The organism is Pseudonocardia sp. EV170527-09, from assembly GCF_008369905.1.
Classification (GTDB): Bacteria; Actinomycetota; Actinomycetes; order Mycobacteriales; family Pseudonocardiaceae; genus Pseudonocardia.
In genome coordinates this window covers 1-20,606 of record NZ_VRMC01000057.1, presented here as the reverse complement: position 1 = coordinate 20,606, position 20,606 = coordinate 1, and the positions used below count along the sequence as shown (strand labels likewise).

General features: G+C 75.9%; 12 protein-coding genes and 1 pseudogene. 7 read left to right on the top strand and 6 right to left on the bottom strand.

What is annotated here, in order from left to right; genetic code table 11:
- Positions 1-30 precede the first annotated feature (30 nt).
- The 5 genes and pseudogenes from FVA95_RS18055 to FVA95_RS18040 all read left to right on the top strand — a co-directional run.
- Positions 31-5,499: pseudogene (locus FVA95_RS18055) on the top strand (type I polyketide synthase); the annotation flags it as partial.
- The gene (locus tag FVA95_RS33020) at positions 5,391-6,164 is read left to right on the top strand and encodes a thioesterase domain-containing protein (RefSeq protein ID WP_240051565.1); all 774 of its coding nucleotides are present in this window, start codon (positions 5,391-5,393) and stop codon (positions 6,162-6,164) included. The pseudogene FVA95_RS18055 and the gene FVA95_RS33020, both read left to right, overlap by 109 nt.
- A gap of 33 nt (positions 6,165-6,197) precedes the next feature.
- Positions 6,198-7,409 carry a cytochrome P450 gene (locus FVA95_RS18050; RefSeq protein ID WP_149665247.1) on the top strand — a complete coding sequence of 404 codons (1,212 nt, stop codon included), beginning with the start codon at positions 6,198-6,200 and terminating at the stop codon, positions 7,407-7,409.
- Complete coding sequence (locus tag FVA95_RS18045; protein ID WP_205015893.1) at positions 7,406-8,473, top strand: methyltransferase; 1,068 nt, start codon at positions 7,406-7,408, stop codon at positions 8,471-8,473. The genes FVA95_RS18050 and FVA95_RS18045 overlap by 4 nt, the downstream gene beginning before the upstream one ends.
- Entirely contained in the window at positions 8,470-10,320 is a 1,851-nt protein-coding gene (locus tag FVA95_RS18040; RefSeq protein ID WP_149665246.1) for an FAD-dependent monooxygenase, read from the top strand. Before FVA95_RS18045 ends, FVA95_RS18040 begins: the two co-directional genes overlap by 4 nt.
- A gap of 70 nt (positions 10,321-10,390) precedes the next feature.
- Here FVA95_RS18040 and FVA95_RS18035 read toward each other — a convergent pair whose 3' ends face one another.
- Positions 10,391-11,182, bottom strand: coding sequence for an SDR family NAD(P)-dependent oxidoreductase (locus FVA95_RS18035; protein WP_149665245.1), 792 nt, complete (start codon positions 11,180-11,182; stop codon positions 10,391-10,393).
- A 158-nt stretch (positions 11,183-11,340) separates the two neighbouring features.
- On the opposite strand from FVA95_RS18035, the gene FVA95_RS18030 reads away from it, so the two are divergent.
- A complete protein-coding gene (locus tag FVA95_RS18030) occupies positions 11,341-12,219 on the top strand; it encodes a cyclopropane-fatty-acyl-phospholipid synthase family protein (RefSeq protein ID WP_161992346.1) in 879 nt (292 codons plus the stop codon).
- A gap of 134 nt (positions 12,220-12,353) precedes the next feature.
- Here the strand turns inward: FVA95_RS18030 and FVA95_RS18025 are convergent, their stop codons facing one another.
- Genes FVA95_RS18025 through FVA95_RS18015 form a run of 3 tightly spaced genes read right to left on the bottom strand, consistent with a single transcriptional unit; the run spans position 12,354 to position 15,249 of the window.
- Complete coding sequence (locus FVA95_RS18025) at positions 12,354-12,647, bottom strand: ferredoxin (RefSeq protein WP_368667334.1); 294 nt, start codon at positions 12,645-12,647, stop codon at positions 12,354-12,356.
- On the bottom strand, positions 12,644-13,825 hold the full coding sequence (locus FVA95_RS18020; RefSeq protein ID WP_149665243.1) for a cytochrome P450: 1,182 nt from the start codon (positions 13,823-13,825) through the stop codon (positions 12,644-12,646). The genes FVA95_RS18025 and FVA95_RS18020 overlap by 4 nt, the downstream gene beginning before the upstream one ends.
- 17 nt (positions 13,826-13,842) lie before the next feature.
- The gene (locus tag FVA95_RS18015) at positions 13,843-15,249 is read right to left on the bottom strand and encodes a glycosyltransferase (protein WP_205015892.1); all 1,407 of its coding nucleotides are present in this window, start codon (positions 15,247-15,249) and stop codon (positions 13,843-13,845) included.
- A 66-nt stretch (positions 15,250-15,315) separates the two neighbouring features.
- Between FVA95_RS18015 and FVA95_RS18010 the strand changes: the two genes are divergently transcribed.
- Positions 15,316-17,976: a LuxR family transcriptional regulator gene (locus FVA95_RS18010; RefSeq protein WP_161992345.1), complete on the top strand. Its 2,661-nt coding sequence runs from the start codon at positions 15,316-15,318 to the stop codon at positions 17,974-17,976.
- A gap of 11 nt (positions 17,977-17,987) precedes the next feature.
- Here FVA95_RS18010 and FVA95_RS18005 read toward each other — a convergent pair whose 3' ends face one another.
- Complete coding sequence (locus FVA95_RS18005; protein ID WP_149665240.1) at positions 17,988-19,169, bottom strand: 3-deoxy-7-phosphoheptulonate synthase; 1,182 nt, start codon at positions 19,167-19,169, stop codon at positions 17,988-17,990.
- On the bottom strand, positions 19,166-20,227 hold the full coding sequence (locus FVA95_RS18000; RefSeq protein ID WP_161992344.1) for an FkbO/Hyg5 family chorismatase: 1,062 nt from the start codon (positions 20,225-20,227) through the stop codon (positions 19,166-19,168). The genes FVA95_RS18005 and FVA95_RS18000 overlap by 4 nt, the downstream gene beginning before the upstream one ends.
- Positions 20,228-20,606 lie beyond the last annotated feature (379 nt).

Here is a 20,606-nt window from a genome sequence, read left to right as displayed (position 1 = left end):
CAGCCCAGAAGGAAGGTGCCCGCCGTGCCGGACGACCAGAAGCTCGTCGACTATCTGAAGTGGGTCACGGCCGACCTGCACCGGACGCGCCGGCGTCTCGAGGAGGCCGAGGCCGGTGTGCGGGAGCCGATCGCCGTGGTCGGCATGGCCTGCCGGTTCCCCGGCGGGATCGACTCGCCCGACGACCTCTGGCGACTGCTGTGCTCCGACGACGACGTCATCGGGCCGTTCCCGACCGACCGGGGCTGGGACCTCGCGCTGCTCGCCGGCGGCGAGCGCGGGCACAGCGCGACCCTGCGCGGCGGGTTCCTCGACGGCGCCGGTGACTTCGACGCCGGCTTCTTCGGGATCTCCCCGCGCGAGGCGCTCGCGACCGACCCGCAGCAGCGGCTGCTGCTGGAGACCACCTGGGAGGCGGTCGAGCGGGCCGGGATCGACCCGGACACCCTGCGCGGCAGCCGGACCGGTGTGTTCGTCGGGACCAACGGGCAGGACTACGGCCACGTGCTGATGCGGTCCGGGGAGGACGTGGAGGGCCACGCCGGGACCGGAACCGCCGCCAGCGTCATCTCCGGGCGGCTGTCCTACGCGCTCGGGTTCGTCGGCCCGGCGGTGACCGTGGACACCGCCTGCTCGTCGTCGCTGGTGTCGATGCACCTGGCGGCGCAGGCGCTGCGGGCGGGTGAGTGCGGTCTCGCGCTCGCCGGTGGCGCCACCGTGATGGCCACCCCCGGCAACTTCGCCGGGTTCACCCGGCAGGGCGGTCTCGCCGCCGACGGCCGGTGCAAGGCGTTCTCCGACGACGCCGACGGCACCGGCTGGTCCGAGGGCGCGGGCGTGGTGCTGCTGGAGCGGCTGTCCGACGCCCGCGCGCACGGGCACCCGGTGCTCGCGGTGCTGCGCGGGTCCGCGGTGAACTCCGACGGCGCCTCCAACGGTCTCACCGCGCCGAACGGTCCGTCGCAGGTCCAGGTGATCCGCTCCGCACTCGCCTCGGCCGGTCTCGACCCGGCCGACGTCGACGCCGTCGAGGCGCACGGCACCGGCACCGTGCTCGGCGACCCGATCGAGGCCCAGGCGCTGATCGCGGCCTACGGACCCGACCGGGAGCACCCGCTGCGCCTCGGCGCGGTGAAGTCCCGCCTCGGGCACACCCAGGCCGCCGCGGGCGTCGCCGGGGTGATCGCCACCGTGCAGGCGCTGCGGCACGGCACCCTCCCGCGCACCCTGCACGTCAGCCGCCCCACCGCTCATGTCGACTGGTCCGGTGGCGAGGTCGAGCTGCTCACCACCGCCCAGGCGTGGCCGCGCACCGACCGGCCGCGCCGCGCCGGGGTGTCCGGGTTCGGCATCAGCGGCACCAACGCGCACCTCGTCCTGGAACAGGCCCCGGAGGCGGAGCCCGACGACGGGGCCCCCGAGCCCGGCGCCGCCCCCGGCGGGACCACGGCGGCACCGGCGGCACCGGGCACCGTGCCCTGGCCGGTGTCGGCCCGCACGGCCGGTGCGCTGGACGGCCAGGTCGAGCGGATCACCGCCCTGGCCACCGGACCGGACGCCCCCCGCCCCCTCGACGTCGGCTGGTCGCTGGCGAGCACCCGTGGCACCCATCAGCACCGCGCCGTGCTGGCCGCGGGCCCGGACGGCGTCCGCGAGCTCGCCCGCGGCACCGCGACCCGGCGCAGCACCGCGCTGCTGTTCTCCGGACAGGGCAGCCAGCGCCTCGGGGCCGGCCGCGAGCTGTACGCCACCGAGCCCGTCTTCGCCGAGGCGATCGAGACGGTGTTCCGCCACCTCGACCCGTGGCTGGAGCGCCCGCTGCGCGAGGTCCTGTGGGGCGAGGACCCGGACACCCTGACCGAGACCGGGTGGGCCCAGCCCGCGCTGTTCGCCGGTCAGGTCGCGCTGTTCCGGCTGCTGGAGTCCCGGGGCGTGCGCCCGGACGCGCTGCTCGGCCACTCCATCGGCGAGCTCGCCGCCGCACACGTCGCCGGGGTGTTCGGGCTGGAGGAGGCCTGCGCGCTCGTCGCCGGCCGGGCCCGCCTCATGCAGACCATGGCCGGCGAGGGCGCGATGGTCGCCGTCGAGGCCACCGAGGACGAGGTCGTGCCGCTGATCGCCGGGCACACCGACGAGGTCGCGCTGGCCGCGGTCAACGGGCCCCGCTCGGTGGTGGTCAGCGGGGTGACCGCCGTCGTCGAGGAGCTGGCGGCCCGCTGGTCGGCCGAGGGACGTCGCACCACCCGCCTGGCCGTCTCGCACGCGTTCCACTCGCCCCTGCTCGACCCGATGCTCGACGACTTGCGCGAGATCGTCGCCGACCTGACCGCGGCCGCGCCGTCGATCCCGCTGATCTCCGACCTCACCGGCCGCCCGGCCACCCGGGAGGAGCTGGCCCGGCCCGAGTACTGGGTCCGCCAGCTGCGCGACCCCGTCCGGTTCGGCGACGGCGTCGCCACCCTGGCCGGGCTGGGCATCGGCGCGTTCGTCGAGGTCGGGCCCGGTTCCACGCTGACCGCACTGGCCGCGGCCTCGGCCCCCGACGGGGCCGTGCTGGTCCCGGCCCTGCGCACCGGCAGGAGCGAGCAGGACTCGGTTCTGGGTGCACTGGCCGAGCTGCACGTCGCGGGCGGGCAGGTGGACTGGGCGGCGGGGTTCGCCGGGACCGGTGCGCGCCGGGTCGAGCTGCCGACCTACGCCTTCGAGCACCGCAGGCACTGGCCGTCGGGCACCGCCGCGATCGGTGTCCCCGACGCGTCCGGCCTCGGCTCGGCGGACCACCCGTTGCTCGGTGCCACCGTCTCGGTCGCCGGGTCCGGCGAGACCGTGCTGACCGGACGGATGTCGCTCGCCGAGCAGCCGTGGCTGGCCGACCACGTCGTGGGAGAGCGGGTGCTCTTCCCCGGCACCGGCTTCCTCGAGCTCGTCCTGCGCGCGGGCGACGCCACCGGCTGCGAGCGGGTCGAGGGTCTGACCCTGACCGAGCCGCTCGAGCTCGGCCCGCACGACGCCGTCGCCCTGCAGGTCAGGGTCGGCGCCCCCGAGGACCCCGCGGCGGCGGACCCCCGCCGCCCGGTGACCGTGCACGCCCGGCCCACCGGCGACCCGGACGGCCCCTGGACCCTGCACGCGTCGGGACGGCTGACCACCACCGACGACGCCGTCCCGGCGCCGGACGGCGCCGAGTGGCCACCCTCCGGGGCCCGACCGGTCGACCTCGAGGGGTTCTACGAAGGACTCTCCGAGCACGGCAGGCTGCACTACGGCCCGGCCTTCCGCGGTGTCGTGCGCGCCTGGCGGCACGACGGATCCGTGTACGCCGAGATCTCCGCCGGAACGACCGGCGACACCGGCGGCTACGGCGTGCACCCGGCGCTGCTCGACGCCGCGCTGCACCCGATCGTGCTGCTCGAGGAGGGCACCCCGGGCCTGCCGTTCGACTGGTCCGGCGCGGTCCTGCACGCCTCCGGCGCCACGACGCTGCGGGTGCGGATCACCGCCGCGGGCCCGGGCTCGGTGAGCGTGCGGGCCAGCGACCGGGCGGGCCTGCCGGTCCTGACCGTGGAGGCGCTGGAGCTGCGCACCACCTCGGGGCGCGGTGGCCCCGCCACCGGACGGCTGCCGCTGCTGACGCAGGACTGGCCGGAACGGGCGGGTGAGGCACCCGACCCGGGCGGGCTGCGATGGGGGATCGTCGGCGTCGACCACTGGCACCTGGGTTACGGGGTGCACTCGGCAGGGCACACCGTCGACGCGTTCGGCGACACCCTCGCCGCCGTCGCGGACGCCAGCGCCGGCGCCCCGGACGCCGTGCTCGTCCCGCTCGCCGCTCCCGACACCGACGACGTCCCGGCCGCGACCCGCGAGCTGGGCGGACGCACCCTGGCGCTGCTGCAGGAGGCGCTGTCCGACGACCGGCTCGCCGGCTGCACCGTCGTGTTCGTGACCAGCGGCGCCGCGGCGCCGCCGGGGGAGGCGCCGCGCGACCTGCCCGCGGCCGCCGCCGCCGGGCTGGTCCGCTCGGCACAGTCGGAGAACCCCGGCCGCTTCCTGCTCGCCGACATCGACGTCTCCGAACACTCGGTGGCGGCGCTGCCCGGCCTGACCGCCGGGGACGAGCCGCAGGTCGTCGTCCGCGACGGCGTCGTGCGTGTCCCGCGGCTGGCGCCGGTCACCACCGCGCCGTCCGGGAGCCCGGACCCCGACCCCGACGGCACCGTGCTGGTCACCGGCGGGACCGGCGGGATCGGCGCGGAGCTGGCCCGGCACCTGGTCACCGGAGCGGGGGTGCGCCACCTCGTCCTCGCCGGGCGTCGCGGCGCCGACGCCCCGGGCGCCGTCGCCCTGCGCGACGAGCTCGCCGAGCACGGCGCCCGGGTCACCCTCGCCGCCTGCGACGTCGCCGATCCCGGCGCCGTCGCCGCGCTCGTCGCGTCGGTCCCGGTGGCGCACCCGCTGACCGGGGTCGTGCACGCCGCGGGGGTCCTGGACGACGGCCTGGTCGCGGCGGCCACCGCCGACGGGCTGGCCGGGGTGCTCGCCCCCAAGGCCGTCGGTGCCTGGAACCTACACGAGGCGACCCGCGCGCTGCCGCTGCGGTTCTTCGTCCTCTACTCCTCGGTCGCCGGGATCATGGGCGGCGCCGGGCAGGGGGTCTACGCGGCGGCGAACTCGTTCCTCGACGCACTCGCCGCACACCGGCACGGACTCGGCCTGCCCGCGACGTCGATCGCCTGGGGGCCGTGGGAGCCGACCGGCGGCATGACCGCCGACCCGGCCGCCGCCGAGCGGATCGCCCGCTCCGGGTTCCCGCCGCTGACCGTGCGCCGCGGGCTCGCCGCGTTCGACGCCGCGGTCGCCGCGGACCGCCCGGCCACGGTGGTGCTGGAGCTCGGGACCGGGCGCGGCGGCGCCGCGGCCGGCACCGTGCCGCCGCTGCTGCGCGGCCTGGTCCGCCGGACCCGCCCGGTCGCCGGGACCGGTGTCGCCCCGGCGACGCTGGGCACCCGGCTCCGGGAACGCGACGCCGACGGGCGGGTCGAGCTGCTGCGCACCGAGATCGTGGCCCAGGCCGCCCGGCTGCTCGGGCACGACGACCCCGCAGGCATCGACCCGGACCGGGACTTCCTGGAGCTGGGCTTCGACTCGCTGATCGCGGTCGAGATGCGCAACGCGCTGTCCGAGGCGCTCGGTCTGCGGCTGCCGACCTCGGTCGTGTTCGACCACCGCACCCCCGCCGAGCTCGCCCGGTACCTGGCGACCGCACCCGAGGTGGTGGAGGGCGCCGCGACGTCCGGCGGGCCCGGGCCGCGGACGGTGCCCGCCGGGGAGACCGTGCACGAGCTGTCAGCCAGGCCGTCCGGGACGGGCGGTCGCTGGCCGGGCTGCGGATGCTGTCCGCGGTCGCCGCACTGCGGCCCAGCTTCGAGAGCCCGGCCGAGCTGGCGGAGCTGCCCGCACCCGTGGTCCTGGCCGAGGGGTCCCGGGACCCGCGGCTGATCTGCATCAGCTCGCCCGGAGCCAGCGCCGGCGTGCACCTCTACGCCCGGATGGCGGCCCACCTGCGCGGCCGCCGGCACGTCTCGGCGCTGCCGCTGGTGGGCTTCGCGCCGGGGGAGAGCCTCCCGGCGAGCACCGAGGCGGCCGGCCGGGTCGTCGCGGAGAGCATCCTGCACGCCTCCGAGGGCGAGCCGTTCGTCCTGCTCGGACACTCCTCGGGGGGCACGCTGGCCTACTTCGCCGCCGGGATCCTCGAGCGCACCTGGGGGGTCCGCCCGGAGGCGGTGATCATGCTCGACACGCTGAGCCTGCGCTACGACGGCGGCGAGGCGATCGACTTCGACGCCACCTCCCAGCACTACTTCACCACCATGGACTCGCCCGCGGTGAGCATGAACAGCGCACGGCTCTCCGCGATGGCGCACTGGTTCGTGAGCATGACCGGCATCGGCGACGAGCCGACGGTGCCGACGCTCATGGTCCGGTGCTCGCGCGACGACGAGGCCACCGGCGCGGCCACCGCGTCCGGGATCAGCGTCGCCGTCCCGGCCGACGAGGTCCGGGAGATCCCCACCACGCACATGGCGATGGTGATGGAGGACTCCGCCTTGACCGCCGGTGTCGTCGAGGAGTGGCTGACCGAGCGCGTGCCGGCACGCACCTGACCCGTCCGTCCCGGTCCACCCGAGGGAGAACCCATGTCCACCTCCACGACGAGTGCCGCCGCGGCACACGACGAGCCGCCGGTCGTCGGCATCGACCCGCCCGGTGTGCTCACGCTGAGCCCGCTGCGGCTGCGGCTGCAGCAGCAGGCCGGGGTGTGCCCGATCCGCACCCCGGTCGGTGACCCCGCATGGCTGGTCACCCGGCACGCCGAGGTCGCGACCCTGCTGACCGACAACCGGCTCGGCCGGTCCCACGAGGACCCGGCACACGCCCCGAAGTTCCTCGACAACCCGATGCTCGACATGCTCATCACCGACGCGCCCCCGGAGGTCGAGCTCCAGGAGCACCTGACCAAGCGCGCGATGTACACCGCGAGCTTCGCCGCCCGCCGGGTGCTGGACCGCCGCGCCTCCGTGGAGGCCATCGCCGAACGGCTCCTGGACCGGATCGAGGAGGCGGGCGCCCCCGCCGACCTGCACGCGGCATGGTCGATGCCGTTCCCGCAGCAGGCGCTCTGCGACATGATGGGCATCCCGGAGGAGGAGCGGGAGCCGCTGCTGTCCATGATGGACCGGGTCGGTGACACCACCGACGCCGCGGACTCCCACGCCGGGATGGAGGCGCTGTTCGAGCGCGCCTCCGCGACGGCCGCCGGGGTGCGGGCGGCGCCGGGCGACAACGTCGTGTCCTGGTTCGTCGAGACCGGGCTGGACGACCGCGCGATCGCGACGCACATCGTCGCGCTGCTGTTCACCGGGCTGTCCGGGCTGGCCAGCCACGTCGACTTCGGCACCCTGCTGCTGCTGCGCAACCCCGAGCAGCGCCGGCGCGCCGTCGCCGACCCGGACGTGATGTCGCGGGCCGTCGACGAGGTGCTCCGCGCGACGATCGGCGCCCCCGTGCTGCCCCGCTACGCGCACACCGACATCGAGGTCGACGGCGTCACCATCCGCCGCGGCGACCTGGTGATGGTGGACTTCTCGCTGGCCAACCACGACCCGCGAGTGTTCGACGACCCGTTCACCTTCGACGTCGACCGCGTGCCGAACCCGCACTTCACCTTCAGCCACGGCCTGCGCCACTGCACCGGCGCGCCGCTGGTGCGGATCATCCTCGGGGTGGCCTACCGGGCCCTGTTCGAGCGGTTCCCCGACCTGCGCCTGGCCATCGACGACTCCGAGCTCGCGCCGCACCCGGGCGGCCGCCTGGCCGGCGGGCTCGCCGCCCTTCCCGTCACCTGGTGACCGAGACCCGTGAGGAGACCGACGTGACCGAGCAGTCCGCACGGCCGTCCCAGATCCCGCTGCTGAACCTGGTGAACGGGTTCATGGCCTTCAAGACCCTCGCCGCCGCCGTCGAGCTGGACGTGTTCACGGCCCTGTCCGGTCGGGGTGCCCGGACGGAGGCGGAGCTCGCCGCGGAGCTCGGGCTCGCCCCGCGCCCCGCACGGGTGCTGCTGGCCGCGCTCACCTCCCTGGAGCTGGTCGAGCGCACCGGCGACGGCCGCTACCGCAACACCCCGCTCGCCCAGGAGTTCCTCGTCGAGGGGGTCGAGGACCACTTCGGCGGCTTCGTGCAGTTCTACGACCGGGTGCTCTACCCCGGCTGGCAGGGCATCACCGAGGCGCTGCGCACCGACAGCCCGGTGTTCGCCGAGCCGGAGGAGCGCGACAGCGTCTTCGAGGTCGACAACTTCGTGATGACCGAGTTCTTCGGCAACGCGATGCACGCCGTCGCACTCACCACCGCGGGCGCGCTGGCCGGGGCCTACGACGTCGGCGGGCACACCGCGCTGCTGGACGTCGGCGGCAGCTCCGGCGGGTTCCCGATCGAACTGTGCCGGCGGTACCCGCACCTGAGGGCGACCGTGTACGACCTGCCGCACGTCTGCCCGGTCGCCACGAAGAAGGTCGCCGCGGCCGGTCTGGAGGACCGGATCGGCACCGCACCGGGCGACCTGTTCACCGACGCCGCCCTGCCGTCCGGGCACGACCTGATCGTGCTCAGCCAGGTCCTGCACTGTGCGGGGGAGGAACGCAACCGGGAGACGCTGCGCAAGTGCTTCGAGGCGCTGCCGCCCGGTGGTGCGGTGGTGGTCTGCGAGCTGCTGCTCGACCCCGCGCGCAGCGGACCTCCCGCCGCGGCGCTGATGGGCATGAACATGCTCGTCGCCCACGACGGCGGGGAGAACAACTCCGAGACCGAGTACCTGGGCTGGCTGGCCGACACCGGGTTCGTCGACCTCGAGGTCGTCCGGTTCGAGGCCGCGGGGGCCAACGGCGCGGTGGTCGGGCGGCGGCCCGCATGAGCGGCGGCCCGCCCGAGGTCGGCGTGCCCGGGGTCGAGGTGCGCGGGGACGACGTGCGCGAGGACGACGTGCGCGAGGTCGACGTGCTCGTCGTCGGCGGCGGCGGGGCCGGCCTGACCGCCTCCATGCTGCTGTCCCGGCTGGGGATCGACTCGCTGCTGGTCAGCGCCCGTCCGGACACCTCGACGGTGCCCAAGGCGCACGTGCTGAACCAGCGGACCATGGAGATCCTGCGCGAGCTGGGCCTGGCCGAGCAGGTGTACGCGGCCGGGACGCCCGCGGCGAACATGAGCCACACCGGCTGGTACGCCGGGCTGCGCGGCGAGCACGACGACTACGGGCGCGAGATCGCCCGGATCGAGTGCTGGGGCGCCGGCGCGACCGACCCGGCCTGGGTCGCGGCCAGCCCGTGCCGCACCACCAACCTCCCGCAGATCCGGCTGGAGCCGCTGCTGCGCCGGCGCGCCGAGGAGCTGGCCCCCGGCCGGGTCCGGTTCGGCCGGGAGGTCACCGCCCTCGACCCCGACGGGGACGGTGTCACCGCCACCGTGCGCGACGTCGTGACCGACGAGGTCACCCGGGTCCGGGCGCGATACGTGCTCGGGTGCGACGGTGGCCGCTTCGTGGGGCCCGACCGCGGCGTGACCATGGAGGGCGTCAGCAACCTGTTCCGGTCGGTGTCGGTGCACGCCACGACCGACCTGACCCGCTGGCTGCGCGACGACGAGGTCCTGATCCGCTGGATCTGGCTGCCGCACATCGGTACCAGCTGTGCGATCGTGCCGATGGGACCGCAGCGCTGGGGGACCGACTCCGAGGAGTGGGTGTTCCACCTGAGCTTCCCGATGGACGTCCCGGTCCCCGATGACGAGGCGGTCGTGGCCGAGCTGCGCCGGGCACTGGGCCTTGACCGGCACCCGATGCAGGTCCACCGGATCAACCGGTGGCTGGTGGAGGGCGTCGTGGCCGACCGGTTCGCCGACGGCCGGGTGCTGCTGCTCGGCGACGCCGTGCGCCGGCTGCCGCCGACCGGTGGGCTCGGGCTCAACTCCGCCATCCAGGACGCGCACAACCTGGTCTGGAAGGTCGCCGCGGTGCTCCAGGGCCAGGCCGGACCCGGCCTGCTCGACAGCTACGAGGCCGAGCGCAAACCGGTCACGGTGCAGTTCGTCCAGCATGCCGTGGCCAACATCGTCACCCACCTGCGGGGCATGGAGGCGGCCGGCTTCGGCCCGGGCAGCGACCCGGACCGGAACTGGGCGACGCTGCGCCGGATGTGGGGGGACGACCCGGCCGACGAGGACCTCCGGCGCCGCATGCGCCGTGCCTTCGCCGACCAGTCCGGGGAGTTCGACGCGCTCGGCATCGAGTACGGCTTCGAGCTGGACCCGGCCGACCCGGCGACCGCGCTGGTGGACGACGGCTCGCCGGCGGACCCGCCGCCGGACCCGCGGATCCACCGGCCGGGCACCCGCCCGGGAGCACTGCTGCCGCACGCCTGGGTCGACCCCGACGGCGACGTCACGGCCCGGCTGCCGGTGATGGACCTGGTCCGCCCCGGTCGGTTCCTGCTGATCGCCGGCGAGGACGGGCAGGCCTGGACCGAGGCGGCGGCGAAGGTGGCCGGCGAGCTGGGTGTCGGGCTGGACGCGGTCCGGATCGGACACCTCGACGGCGACCTGCTCGCCCCCGGAACGGCCTGGCTCGACCGGCGGGGGACCGGCCCCGGCGGCGCGGTGCTGGTCCGCCCGGACCGGGTCGTGGCCTGGCGCGCCACCGGTCCCGCAGACGATCCGGAGGCCGAGATGACCGCGGCACTGGACGCGGTCCTGCGCCGCGACCGCTGACCTGCCCGGGTGCCGTCCCTGGCCGGTGCCGCCCGGCCCGGGGCGGCACCGGGGCCGGGCCGCGCGCGGGTCAGTCGGCCGTGGCGCCGCCGTCCACCGGCAGCACGGTGCCGGTGATCCAGCGTGCCTCCTCCGACAGCAGGAACACCGCGACCCTGGCCATGTCGTCGGGCAGGGCGAGGAACGGCAGCGGCGCGGTCTCGGCGACCTTCTGGCGGATCACGTCGCTGGTCACCCACGGGGTGAGCATCTCGGTCATCGTCGCCCCGGGTGCCAGGCCGTTGACCCGGATGCCCCGGTCGGCGTAGGTGATCGCGGCGGTGCGGGTCAGCCCGTCGAGCCCCGCCTTGGACGCGCCGTAGGCGGGCAGCTGCGGGGTGCCGACCAGGCCGGCGACCGAGGAGGTGTTGACGATGCTGCCGCCCTCGCCCGCCAGCATCGCGCGGATCTCGTGCTTCATCGCCAGGAACGTGCCGCGCAGGTTGACCGCCACGACCTGGTCGAACTCCTCGGTGGGGACCTCGTGCAGCGGGCCGGGGGTGTTGCCGACGCCCTGGACGTTGAACGCCGTGTCCAGACCGCCGAGCCGCTCCACCGCGGCGTCCACGAGGGCCGCGACCGACTCCTCGTCCTGCACGTCGCAGGGCACCGGCAGCACCGGTCCGGCCGAGGCGGGCAGCCCGTCGCGGACCTCGGCACAGACCTGTTCGAGCCGGTCGCGCCGGCGCGCCGCGGCCACCACGGACGCACCCTCACGGGCGAAGCGTCGCACGGCGCCGAGCACGATCGCGCGCCGCCCTCGGAGCCGGTCCGCCTCGAAGCCGACCGGATCGGGATGGATGTGGCCGATGGGGGAACGCATATTCCGATTCTGCGCCCCGGCCCGCCGGGAAACCGTATCGAGGAGATTTTCCGGATAATTCCCTAGACGCACCTCGAATAGTGTCACCCGATGGAATGACGTATCCGTGCGATGAGCGTCACCGGTCGCCGGACCGCCCGGAGAGGACCTCTGCGACAATGCCCGACACGGACACAGGGATCGGCCGACACGACGATTCCGCCGAGGCGGTCGGCCGCCTCTACGACGCGTTCGGCGAGCAGTGCGCCGAGCGCGGCACCGGCACCGACGATGACACCGGCGCCGGCAACTTCGGCTTCGGCGACCAGCTCCACTTCGGGTACTGGGAGTCGCCGCAGGAGGAGCTCGGTCTCGCCGAGGCCTCGCTGCGGCTGACCGACATGGTGATCGAGCGGCTGGCGGTCGGCCCCGGTTCCCGGGTGCTCGACCTCGGCTGCGGGATCGGTGGCCCGGCCCTGCGGCTGCACGCACGGACCGGTGCCGCGGTCGAGGGCGTGACGCTGAGCCGGGACCAGGTGGACGACGCCCGTCGTGCCGCGGAGATCGCGGGCGCCGACCACGCCGTGCGGTTCCGGGTGGCCGACGCGCGCCGGACCCCGTTCGAGGACGCGTCGTTCGACGCCGTCGTCGCACTCGAGTCGATCATGCACGTACCGGACCGGTCCGAGGTGGTCGCGGAGGCCGCCCGGGTGCTGCGCCCGGGAGGGCGCCTGGTCCTCACCGACTTCTTCGAGCGGGGGCCGATCCTGCCGGAGCAGCGTCCGGCCCTGCAGATGCTGCTCGAGGGCTCGATGATGTCGCTGTCGCGGGCCGGGGACTACCCGGACCTGCTGCGGGCCGCGGGGATGACATTCGAGGAGATCCGCGACATCAGCCGGCACAGCACCCGGCGCACGTTCCTGGAGATGGCGCGGGTCCAGCAGCGGGCGGCCGCCGAGTCCGGGGGCGCGGCCGACTGGCCGGACCCGTGCGCGGAGATGGTCGCGGTCGACGGCTTCGGCTACCTGCTGCTGACCGCCCGCCGCGTGGACGCCTGACAGCAACGTCCGACACCGACGTCCGACACCGACGTCCGACATGCCCGGACCGGCGACAGGGCGCCCCGCCCGCGTTCCGCAGAACGCGGGCGGGGCGCCCTGTCAGGTCCGTTCCTGCCGGCGGGCCGGCCCGCTCACGACGGTCCGGCGTCGGGGACCTGTCGGATCGCCCCGGAGGGGCAGATGCGCGCCGCCAGACCGACCCGGTCGGCCCGGTCGGCGGGCGGGGTCTCGTCGAGGACCACCACGAAGCCGTCGTCGTCCTGGTCGAAGATCTCGGGCGCGGAGAGCACGCACTGGGCGGCCCCGATGCAGCGGTCGACGTCGACGACGATCCGGCCGGCGCCGCCCGCGGCGGTCGTGTCCCGCGTCCCGTCCGTGCGGTCGGTGAGGTCCGGGGGCGTGTCCTCTCCCCGTGGGCGGCTCACCAGCGCACCGGCAGGGCGTGCAGGCCGAACAGCACGCCGTCGTACTTGATCGGGAGCTCCTCGGCGGGCACCCCGAGCCGCAGGCCCGGCACCCGCTCGAACAGTGTCCGGTAGGCCAGCTCCATCTCGGTCCGGACCAGGTTCTGGCCCAGGCACTGGTGCACACCGAACCCGAACGCGACGTGCTGGCGGGACTCGCGCGACGGGGCGAAGCGTGCCGGGCACTCGCCGAAGACCTCGGGGTCGTGGTTCGCCGCGGCGATGAGCGGGACGATGCCCTCACCGGCCGCGATGGTCCGACCCCCGATCTCGACGTCGGACACCGCGACGCGCAGCGCGACGATGTCGGCGACCGAGTGCAGGCGCAGCAGCTCGTCGGGCAGACCGTCGGCGCCGATCCACTCGGGGTGCGCCAGCAACGTCACCGCACCCAGCGCGATGTTGTTCGCGGTGGTCTCGTGCCCGGCGATCAGCAGCAGCATCGCCACCCCGGACAGCTCCTCGGGGGTGAAGTCCCCGGCGGTCACCAGCCGGCTCAGCACGTCCTCGCCGGGGCGCCGGGTCCGGATCGCGATCAGCCGGTTCAGGTAGCGGAGCAGCTGCTCGGTGGCGGTGTCGCGGTCGGCGTCGGCGGACCCGATCGTGACGAGGGTCCGGGTGCGCGACTCGAAGAAGTCCCGGTCGACCTCGGGCACCCCGAGCAGCGCCGAGATCACCAGGGAGGGGACCGGCAGGGCGAAGTCGGCGACGAGGTCGGCCTCACCGTCGCGGGCCAGCAGGTCGTCGACGACGCGGTCGACCACCTGTTGGATCGCCGGGCGCATCTCGCGCACCCGGCGCACGCTGAACTCCGGGATCAGGGCGCGCCGGAACCGGTCGTGCTCGGGCGGGTCCAGCGACACGAACCAGCCGGGCACCTCGGTCGCCGAGGGCGCGCCGCCGTTGGCGTTGGGCCGGGGAAAGCCCTCCCGGTCGGGGTTCGAGCTGATCCGCCGGTCGGTGAGCACGGCGCGGACGTCGGCGTGCCGGGTCACCAGCCAGACCGGCGTCCCGTCCGGCAGTGCGGCGCGGACGGGTCCCTGCCCGCGCAGCGCGTCGTACTCCGGGGGCGGGAAGGGTTTGCCCGGCCCGCGCATCAGGAACGGGACGAGCTCGGGATCGGTCTCGGTGGTCGACATGGTTCCTCCGGGGAGGGTCAGGGCTGGGGGACGGACGGGGCCGCTCGACCGGCGCCGAGGAGCCCGGTGACCAGGTCGGCGGCCCGCTCGCGTCCGCCCGCCGCCCGTTGCAGCGCGGCGAACCGCCGGGCGTTCTCGGCGAACGCGGGCTCCTCCAGCACCCGGGTCACCGCGTTCTGGAGGTCGTCGATGCCGAACCTCCGGGGGCGGCGCAGCGACAGCCCCACGCCCAGGTCCTCGGCCCGTACGGCCTGGTCGTGGCAGTCCACCCACAGTGGACGGACCACCATCGGCTTCCCGAACCAGAGGCTCTCGTGGTAGGCGTTCCCGCCGCCGTGCGAGAGGAAGGCCCGCACCGAGGGGTGCGCGAGCACGTCCAACTGGGACGGCACCCAGCTCACCACCCGCAGGGAGGCCGGCAGTGTGTCCGGGAGGAGGTGCTGCTGCTCGGCGGGGAGCTTCCACAGCACCTGGTGGCGGCCCTCCAGCCGGCGGGCGAGCTCCACCATCGTGGCGACCTCGGGGCGGGTGAGCCGGGTGATGGTGCCGAAGCCGGCGTAGAGCACCGAGGTCTGTGCGTCCAGCCAGGCGGTCAGCTCACCGGGGGGCTCCTGCGGCAGCGGTGGGATCATCGCGCCGACGGTCCGGAACACGGCGGGCAGCTCGAACGGGTAGTCCAGCTCCGGGATCGAGTAGTTGAGGACCATCGCCGCGGACTCGGTACGGGTGAACTGGCCCGCGGAGGCGGGGTCGACGCCGAGCTCGGCGGCGATCCGGGCGTCCTCGGCGTTGCGCCAGCGCATGGCGGGGGACAGGAACAGCCCGAGCATCCGCCACCGGAACCAGCGGTTGGCCAGCCGGCCCAGCGGCCCCGCGTGCGCGGAGCGCCCCGAGTGCGGCACCGGGAAGTCCTTCGGCGTGTAGGATGGCCCGAACGGCACCAGCGAGGTCAGCAGGTTGCTGGGGACGAACGGGTTGCTCAGCACGAACGGGATGCCGCGGGTGATCGCGACCTGGACGCCGTACTGGCACATGCTCTCGACGACCATCAGCGACGGCCGCACCCGGTCCACCACCGCGAGCAGCCTGCGGTACTTCTCGGCCTGCGCTCCGGGCACGTAGGTCTTCCGGATGACCGCGGCGCGGGCCCGGAACCGGGACCGCCCGGTCACCCGCCGGTAGGTGCGGTCGTCCCAGGTCACCGACGACAGCTCGCCGACGACCTCCCCGAGGCCGCAGAACCGCACCGGGGCGCCACCTGCCGCACCGGCGGCCTCGACGTCGTCGCGTCGGTGGTCGTCGGTGGCGAACCAGAGGTCGGCGACGTCGCGTCGGGACAGCTCCCCGGCGAGCACGAGCATCGGGTTGATCAGGCCGCTCTCCGGCAGCCCGACCATCAGCACCGCGGGGCGGGTCGCGTTCATGCCGTCCATGGCACCGGATCGGGAACCGGGATATTGCCAGTCTTCGTCGACCTAGCCTCGGTGGTCGTGAGCACCGTCCTGCCCGGCCGCACCGCGCAGTGGGCCGCCCTCGGCGAGCAGCTCGACCTGCTGCGCCGCGGGACCGGCGGGGTCGCGCTGCTCGACGGGCCACCCGGCTGCGGGCGTACCGCACTGCTCGACGCCGTCACCGCGCGGGCCGCGGCGGCCGGGACGACGGTGCTGCGGGCCACGGCGTCCGCGGCCGAGCGGCCGGTGCCCTTCGGTGTCGCCGCCCAGCTGTGCGGCCGCCCGCTGCCCGACCCGGGACCGGACCCGGCGGCGCGCGCGCTGCGGGTGGGGGAGCTCGGCGCGGCGCTGCCACCCGGGCCGGTGCTGGTGGCGGTCGACGACGCGGGCGAGACCGACGACGCCTCGCTGGGCCTGCTGCGCTGGATCGCGCGCCGGACCGGTCCGGGGCGACCGGTCCTGCTGCTGGTCGCCGCACCCGGTGCCGCGCTCGCCCACGACCTGCGGCGCTGCCCGGCGGCCCGGGACCACGTCGTCGGCCCCCTGGACGCCGACGCGGTCGCCGAGGTCTGCCGGGCCCGGGTGGGGCCGGGGCCGGAGGCCGTGCTGGCGGCCACCGGCGGGCACCCGGGGCTGGTCGCGGCACTGCTCACCGACCACGCGGCCGGGCGGACGACGGTGCCGGGACCGGCGCTGGTCCGGGCGGTCGAGGTGCTGCTCGCACGGCTGCCCGAGGGCGCGTCGCGGCTCGCGCTCGCCCTCGCGGTCACCGGCCGCCGGCCCGCGGGGCCGCCGCCGGCGACCGGTGCGGTACCGGGCCCTGCCGGGCCGCGGCGGGCGGCCGCGACCTGTGCGCTCGCCGCCGCCGGGCTGCTGACCGGCGACGAGCTGCCCGGTGGCGTCCGCGACGCGGTCCTGGCCGGTGTGCCCCCCACGGAGCTGCGGGCCCTTCGGCTGCGGGCCGCCGAACGCCTGCACGACCGCGGCGCCCCGGCCGCCGAGGTCGCCGACCGGCTGGCCGAGGCCGGTGGGGCCCTGCCGTCGTGGGCGGTCGGGGTGTTGGTCCGCGCCGCGGACGAGGCGCTGTGCGACGGGCGCACCGCCACGGCCCGCACGCTGGCCCGGGTCGCGGTGACCGCGGCCGCCGGTGCCGGCCCCGCCGACGTCCTGGCCGCGGACGCCTGCAGCACCCGCGCCGAGTGGCGGGCCGGCCCGGGCCTCGCGGACCGGCTGCTGACCCGCCCGGCCGCGGCCGTGGCGCAGCTGCCCGGTCCCGAGCTGGCGCCGCTGCTGCGCCGGTTGCTGTGGCACGGCCGCACGGACGAGGCCGGTGCGGTGGCGGCGCGGCTGCGTGCCGTCGGGGGCCCGGACGCCGGGGCCGTCGAGGGCTGGCTGGTCCGCACCCACCCGGGATCGGCGGGCCCGGGTCCGACTCCGCTGCCCCCGCGGCCGGAACCGGTCCCGGGCGACCCGGCCGTCCCGGCCTGGACGGCCGTCGCCGACGCGCTGGCCGCGGTGTGCACCCGCGACCGGCGGGCCGAGGCCGCGGCCACCGCCGAGCAGGCACTGGTCCGCGTCCGGCCCCGGGACCCCGCGTGCTGGTGGCCGGAGGTGGCGTTCGAGCTGCTGCTGGTGCTGGTCTACGCGGGACGGCCCGCCGTCGCGTGCGAGCGGGCCGCGGCGATCGCGGCCGAGGAACCGCCGGGTCCCGGGCGGGCCCTGGTCCGTGCGGCGGGCGCGGAGGCCGCACTGCGGCTGGGTCGGCTCGGGGCCGCGGGAGCGGCGGCGTCGGCGGCGCTGGAGATCGGACCGGGGGACTGGGGCGTGGCCTGCGGGGTGCCACTGGCCACCGCGGTCGTCGCGGCCACCCGCGCAGGCCGGCTCGGCGACGCGGCCGCGCTGCTCGCCCGCCCGGTGCCTCCCGCGCTGTTCGGCACCCGCTACGGACTGCACTACCTGTTCGCCCGCGGCGAGTACCACCTGGCCGCGGACCACACGCACGCTGCGCTCGCGGACTTCCTGTCCTGCGGTGAGCTCGCGGTCGGCTGGGGCCTGGACCGGCCGGCTCTCGTGCCGTGGCGTACCGGAGCGGCCGCCGCCCGGCTGGGCGGGACCACCCCGCGGGACGAGGGCCGCTCCGAGGCCCGGCGGCTGCTCCAGGAACAGCTCGCCGCGACCGGCGCGGGCCCGTCGGGGGAGCGCGGCACGGCGCTGCGGCTGCTCGCCGCCGCGGGTCGCAGCGCAGGCCGGGAGCAGGTGCTCGAGGAGGCGGTCGCCGTGCTGGAGGCGGCCGGGGACCGCTACGGGACCGCCCGGGCACTCGCCGACCTGGCCCGGGTGCACGCCGGAGCACGCCGGCACCGACGCGCGCTGGCCACCGCCCGGCAGGCGCTGACCCTCGCCGTCGACTGCGGGGCCGACGCGCTGGCCACGACGCTGCGCGCCCACTGCACCGCGGATCCCGATCCGGAGCGGGGCCGGACGGCCGCCGTGCTGACCGCGGGCGAGCGGCGGGTGGCGGAGCTGGCCGCGGCGGGCCTGACGAACCGCGAGATCGCGCAGCGGCTGCACATTACCGCCAGCACCGCCGAGCAGCACCTCACCCGGGTGTTCCGCAAGCTCGGCGTGCGGGACCGCACCTCGCTGCCGGCATCCCTCGGGTCCGGCCCGGCCGCGGAAACCGCAGCGGCGTCGGCGTAGACCGCCCGCGTTCAGCAGGCGGCGATCACCGCGCGCGCCTGGACCGGGTTCAGCCGGGGATCGCACGGCGACTCGTAGCGGGCCACCAGCCCACCGGGACCGGGGACGTCGGCACCGACGCACTCGGTCACCGGGGTCGCGGCGGTCTCCAGGTGGAGCCCGCCGGCGTGCACCCCCGCCGCGGCGAGGACCTCGCCGAACGCGCGCACCTCGGCGACGACGTCGGCCAGCATCCGGGTCTTCGTCCCGTCGGGCGTCCGCACGGTGTTGCCGTGCATCGGGTCGCACAGCCACACCACCGGGTGGCCCGCGTCGCGGACCGCGGCGACCAGCGGCGCGAGCAGCGTCCGGACCCGGTCCCGGCCCATCCGGGAGACGAGGGTCAGCCGGCCGGGGGAGCGGTCCGGGTCCAGGAGCGCGCAGAGTCGCCGCAGCCGGTCCGGCGTCGCGGTGGGACCGACCTTGCAGGCGACCGGGTTGGCGACCCGGGCGAGCAGCGCGACGTGTGCCTGGCCGGGGTCGGCGGTGCGGTCGCCGATCCACGGCAGGTGGGTGGAGGTGAGGTGGTCGTCGCCGCTGACCGGGTCGTGGCGCACCTGGGGTCGCTCGTAGTCGAGCACCAGCGCCTCGTGGCTGGTGAAGGGCCCGGTCCCGGACCGCGATGGGTGCGCGCGGACCCCGGCCAGCACCGTGGCCGCCGCCCGGTGGGCACGCACCAGGCGGTCCGGGTCGGGCCTGCGGGCCCGCTCGTCCGGCTCGGGTGCGTTCACCAGGTCCCCGCGGTAGACCGGCAGGACGACACCGTCGTGCTCCTCCACCGGCGACGACCGCGGCTTGGCGTACTGGCCGGCCATCCGCCCGATCCGCAGCACCGGGTGCCCGGTGCGGTCGGAGAGCAGCGCGGCGAGCGCGTCGAGCTCGGCGAGCCGGCGGGCGGTGTGCCCGGCGCCGCACTCGTCGAGCCGCTCGGCGCAGTCGCCCGCCTGCAGCACCACCGCCCGGCCCTCGGCGACCTCGCCCAGCGCGCGCCGGGCCCGGGCGATCTCGTCCGGGCCGACCAGCGGCGGGGCCGAGGCCAGCCTGCGCACGGCGCGGCCGAGGCCCGGATGGCCCGCCCAGTCGGGCTGCTGCGCGGCGGGCGGCCCGGCGGGGCCCGCCACGGCCGGCGCGGCTGGGGTGGCGGACCGGGTCACGGCCGCGGTCCGGCAACGGTGCGGGCGATGCCCTCGATCTCGACCAGCAGGTCGGCGCGGCAGACGTCCACGACGAGGTAGCGCACCTCGGCGTGCGGGGACAGGGTGGCCTCGACGATCGCGCGCACCGTCGGGACGTCGTCCGCGTGCCGCACGTACACCTTGACCAGGTCGAGGTCGTACAGGTCGGGGACGGCCCCGGCGGCCGGGCCGGAGGCGGCGAGCACGCGGGCGATGTTCTCCAGGGCGAGTCCGGTCTGCCGCTCGACGTCGCCGTGGAACCGGGTGAGGTGCCCGGTGATGCTCGCGGTGCCCGACACGTACACCGGTCCGGGCCCGTCCAGCACCAGCCGGGTCGCGCGGGCGAACCGCGGCGCCTCCGGCCCGTACCGCTTCGGGTAGCGGTAGGCCGCGACCTGCTGCGGGTTCTCGGCCGGCGTGCCGTGCCCGTTGCGGCTGGCCAGCAGGTAGAACATGATCCCGTCGCCGCGGTCGCCGATGCCGGTCGCCGCCGGGACCTCGGTGTCGGCGAACCCGTTGCGGCGGAAGGCGTGCGCACGGCCGAGGCAGAAGTCGCGGTAGACCTCCAGACCGTCGGCGTTGTCCTCGTTGATCCGGTTGACGAAGTTCCACATCCGGAAGCAGCGGGTGTGGCCCAGCTCGTGCATCAGGTCGATCGCGGTGGTGTACGCCGAGCGGGTCGCCTCCGCGTAGCTGCCGGCCTCGGGGATGTGCCCGGCACAGAGCAGGAACTCGTCGTCGTGCGACCACACGACCCCGTTGGTGCTGCCCGTCTCGACCGGGCCCTCGGTCGTCCACACCTCGGAGAACGCGGGCAGGTCCGCGGTGCCGGTGCCCATCCCGAGCCCGAGCCGGGGATGACCCCCGGTCAGCGACGCGCCGGTGGCGGTGGCGCCGTAGTCGATCCGGCCGAGCACGGGGTGGGCCGCGCAGTAGGCGTCGGCGTCGGCGATGTCGACGAACGCGGCGGCCGGGGCGCGGCCGGGGGCGGGGCGTCGGGGGAGATCGGTGCGGGGCTGGAACTGGATCTGCGTCACGTCGGCTTCCCGTTCGCGTCGGTGAATGGGTCGGACAGTGCGGCGGCGTCGCGGCGGAACGGCAGCGGAGCCTCGCCGTGGAATCGCCGTGGAATCGCCGTGGAATCCCCAGGGACATCTCGGAGCCATCGCGGAGACGTCCCAGGGGCATCTCGGAGGAATCGCGGCGGAATCGTGCGGTCGTCGCTCGTCCCGACGGTAGGTCCGATCCGCTGGCGCCGATCCGGCCGGACACGTCACAGGGGGGTTCCAGGGGGTGGGCAGGGGGTGGGGAATCCGTTCAGGACTGAGGATTCGCCGGTTGTCAACGGCGGGTTGGGAGTAACCCCGTAACGACGGATTGGGACTGACCCCCTTGTCGGGTGTTCAGTCGTTGCTG

Coding starts and splice junctions, on each gene's coding strand:
- FVA95_RS18040 (WP_149665246.1), top strand. CDS start 8,470: ATGAGCGGCGGCCCGCCCGAGGTCGGCGTGCCCGGGGTCGAGGTGCGC.
- FVA95_RS18035 (WP_149665245.1), bottom strand. CDS start 11,182: ATGCGTTCCCCCATCGGCCACATCCATCCCGATCCGGTCGGCTTCGAG.
- FVA95_RS18020 (WP_149665243.1), bottom strand. CDS start 13,825: ATGTCGACCACCGAGACCGATCCCGAGCTCGTCCCGTTCCTGATGCGC.
- FVA95_RS18030 (WP_161992346.1), top strand. CDS start 11,341: ATGCCCGACACGGACACAGGGATCGGCCGACACGACGATTCCGCCGAG.
- FVA95_RS18050 (WP_149665247.1), top strand. CDS start 6,198: ATGTCCACCTCCACGACGAGTGCCGCCGCGGCACACGACGAGCCGCCG.
- FVA95_RS33020 (WP_240051565.1), top strand. CDS start 5,391: ATGCTGTCCGCGGTCGCCGCACTGCGGCCCAGCTTCGAGAGCCCGGCC.
- FVA95_RS18015 (WP_205015892.1), bottom strand. CDS start 15,249: ATGAACGCGACCCGCCCCGCGGTGCTGATGGTCGGGCTGCCGGAGAGC.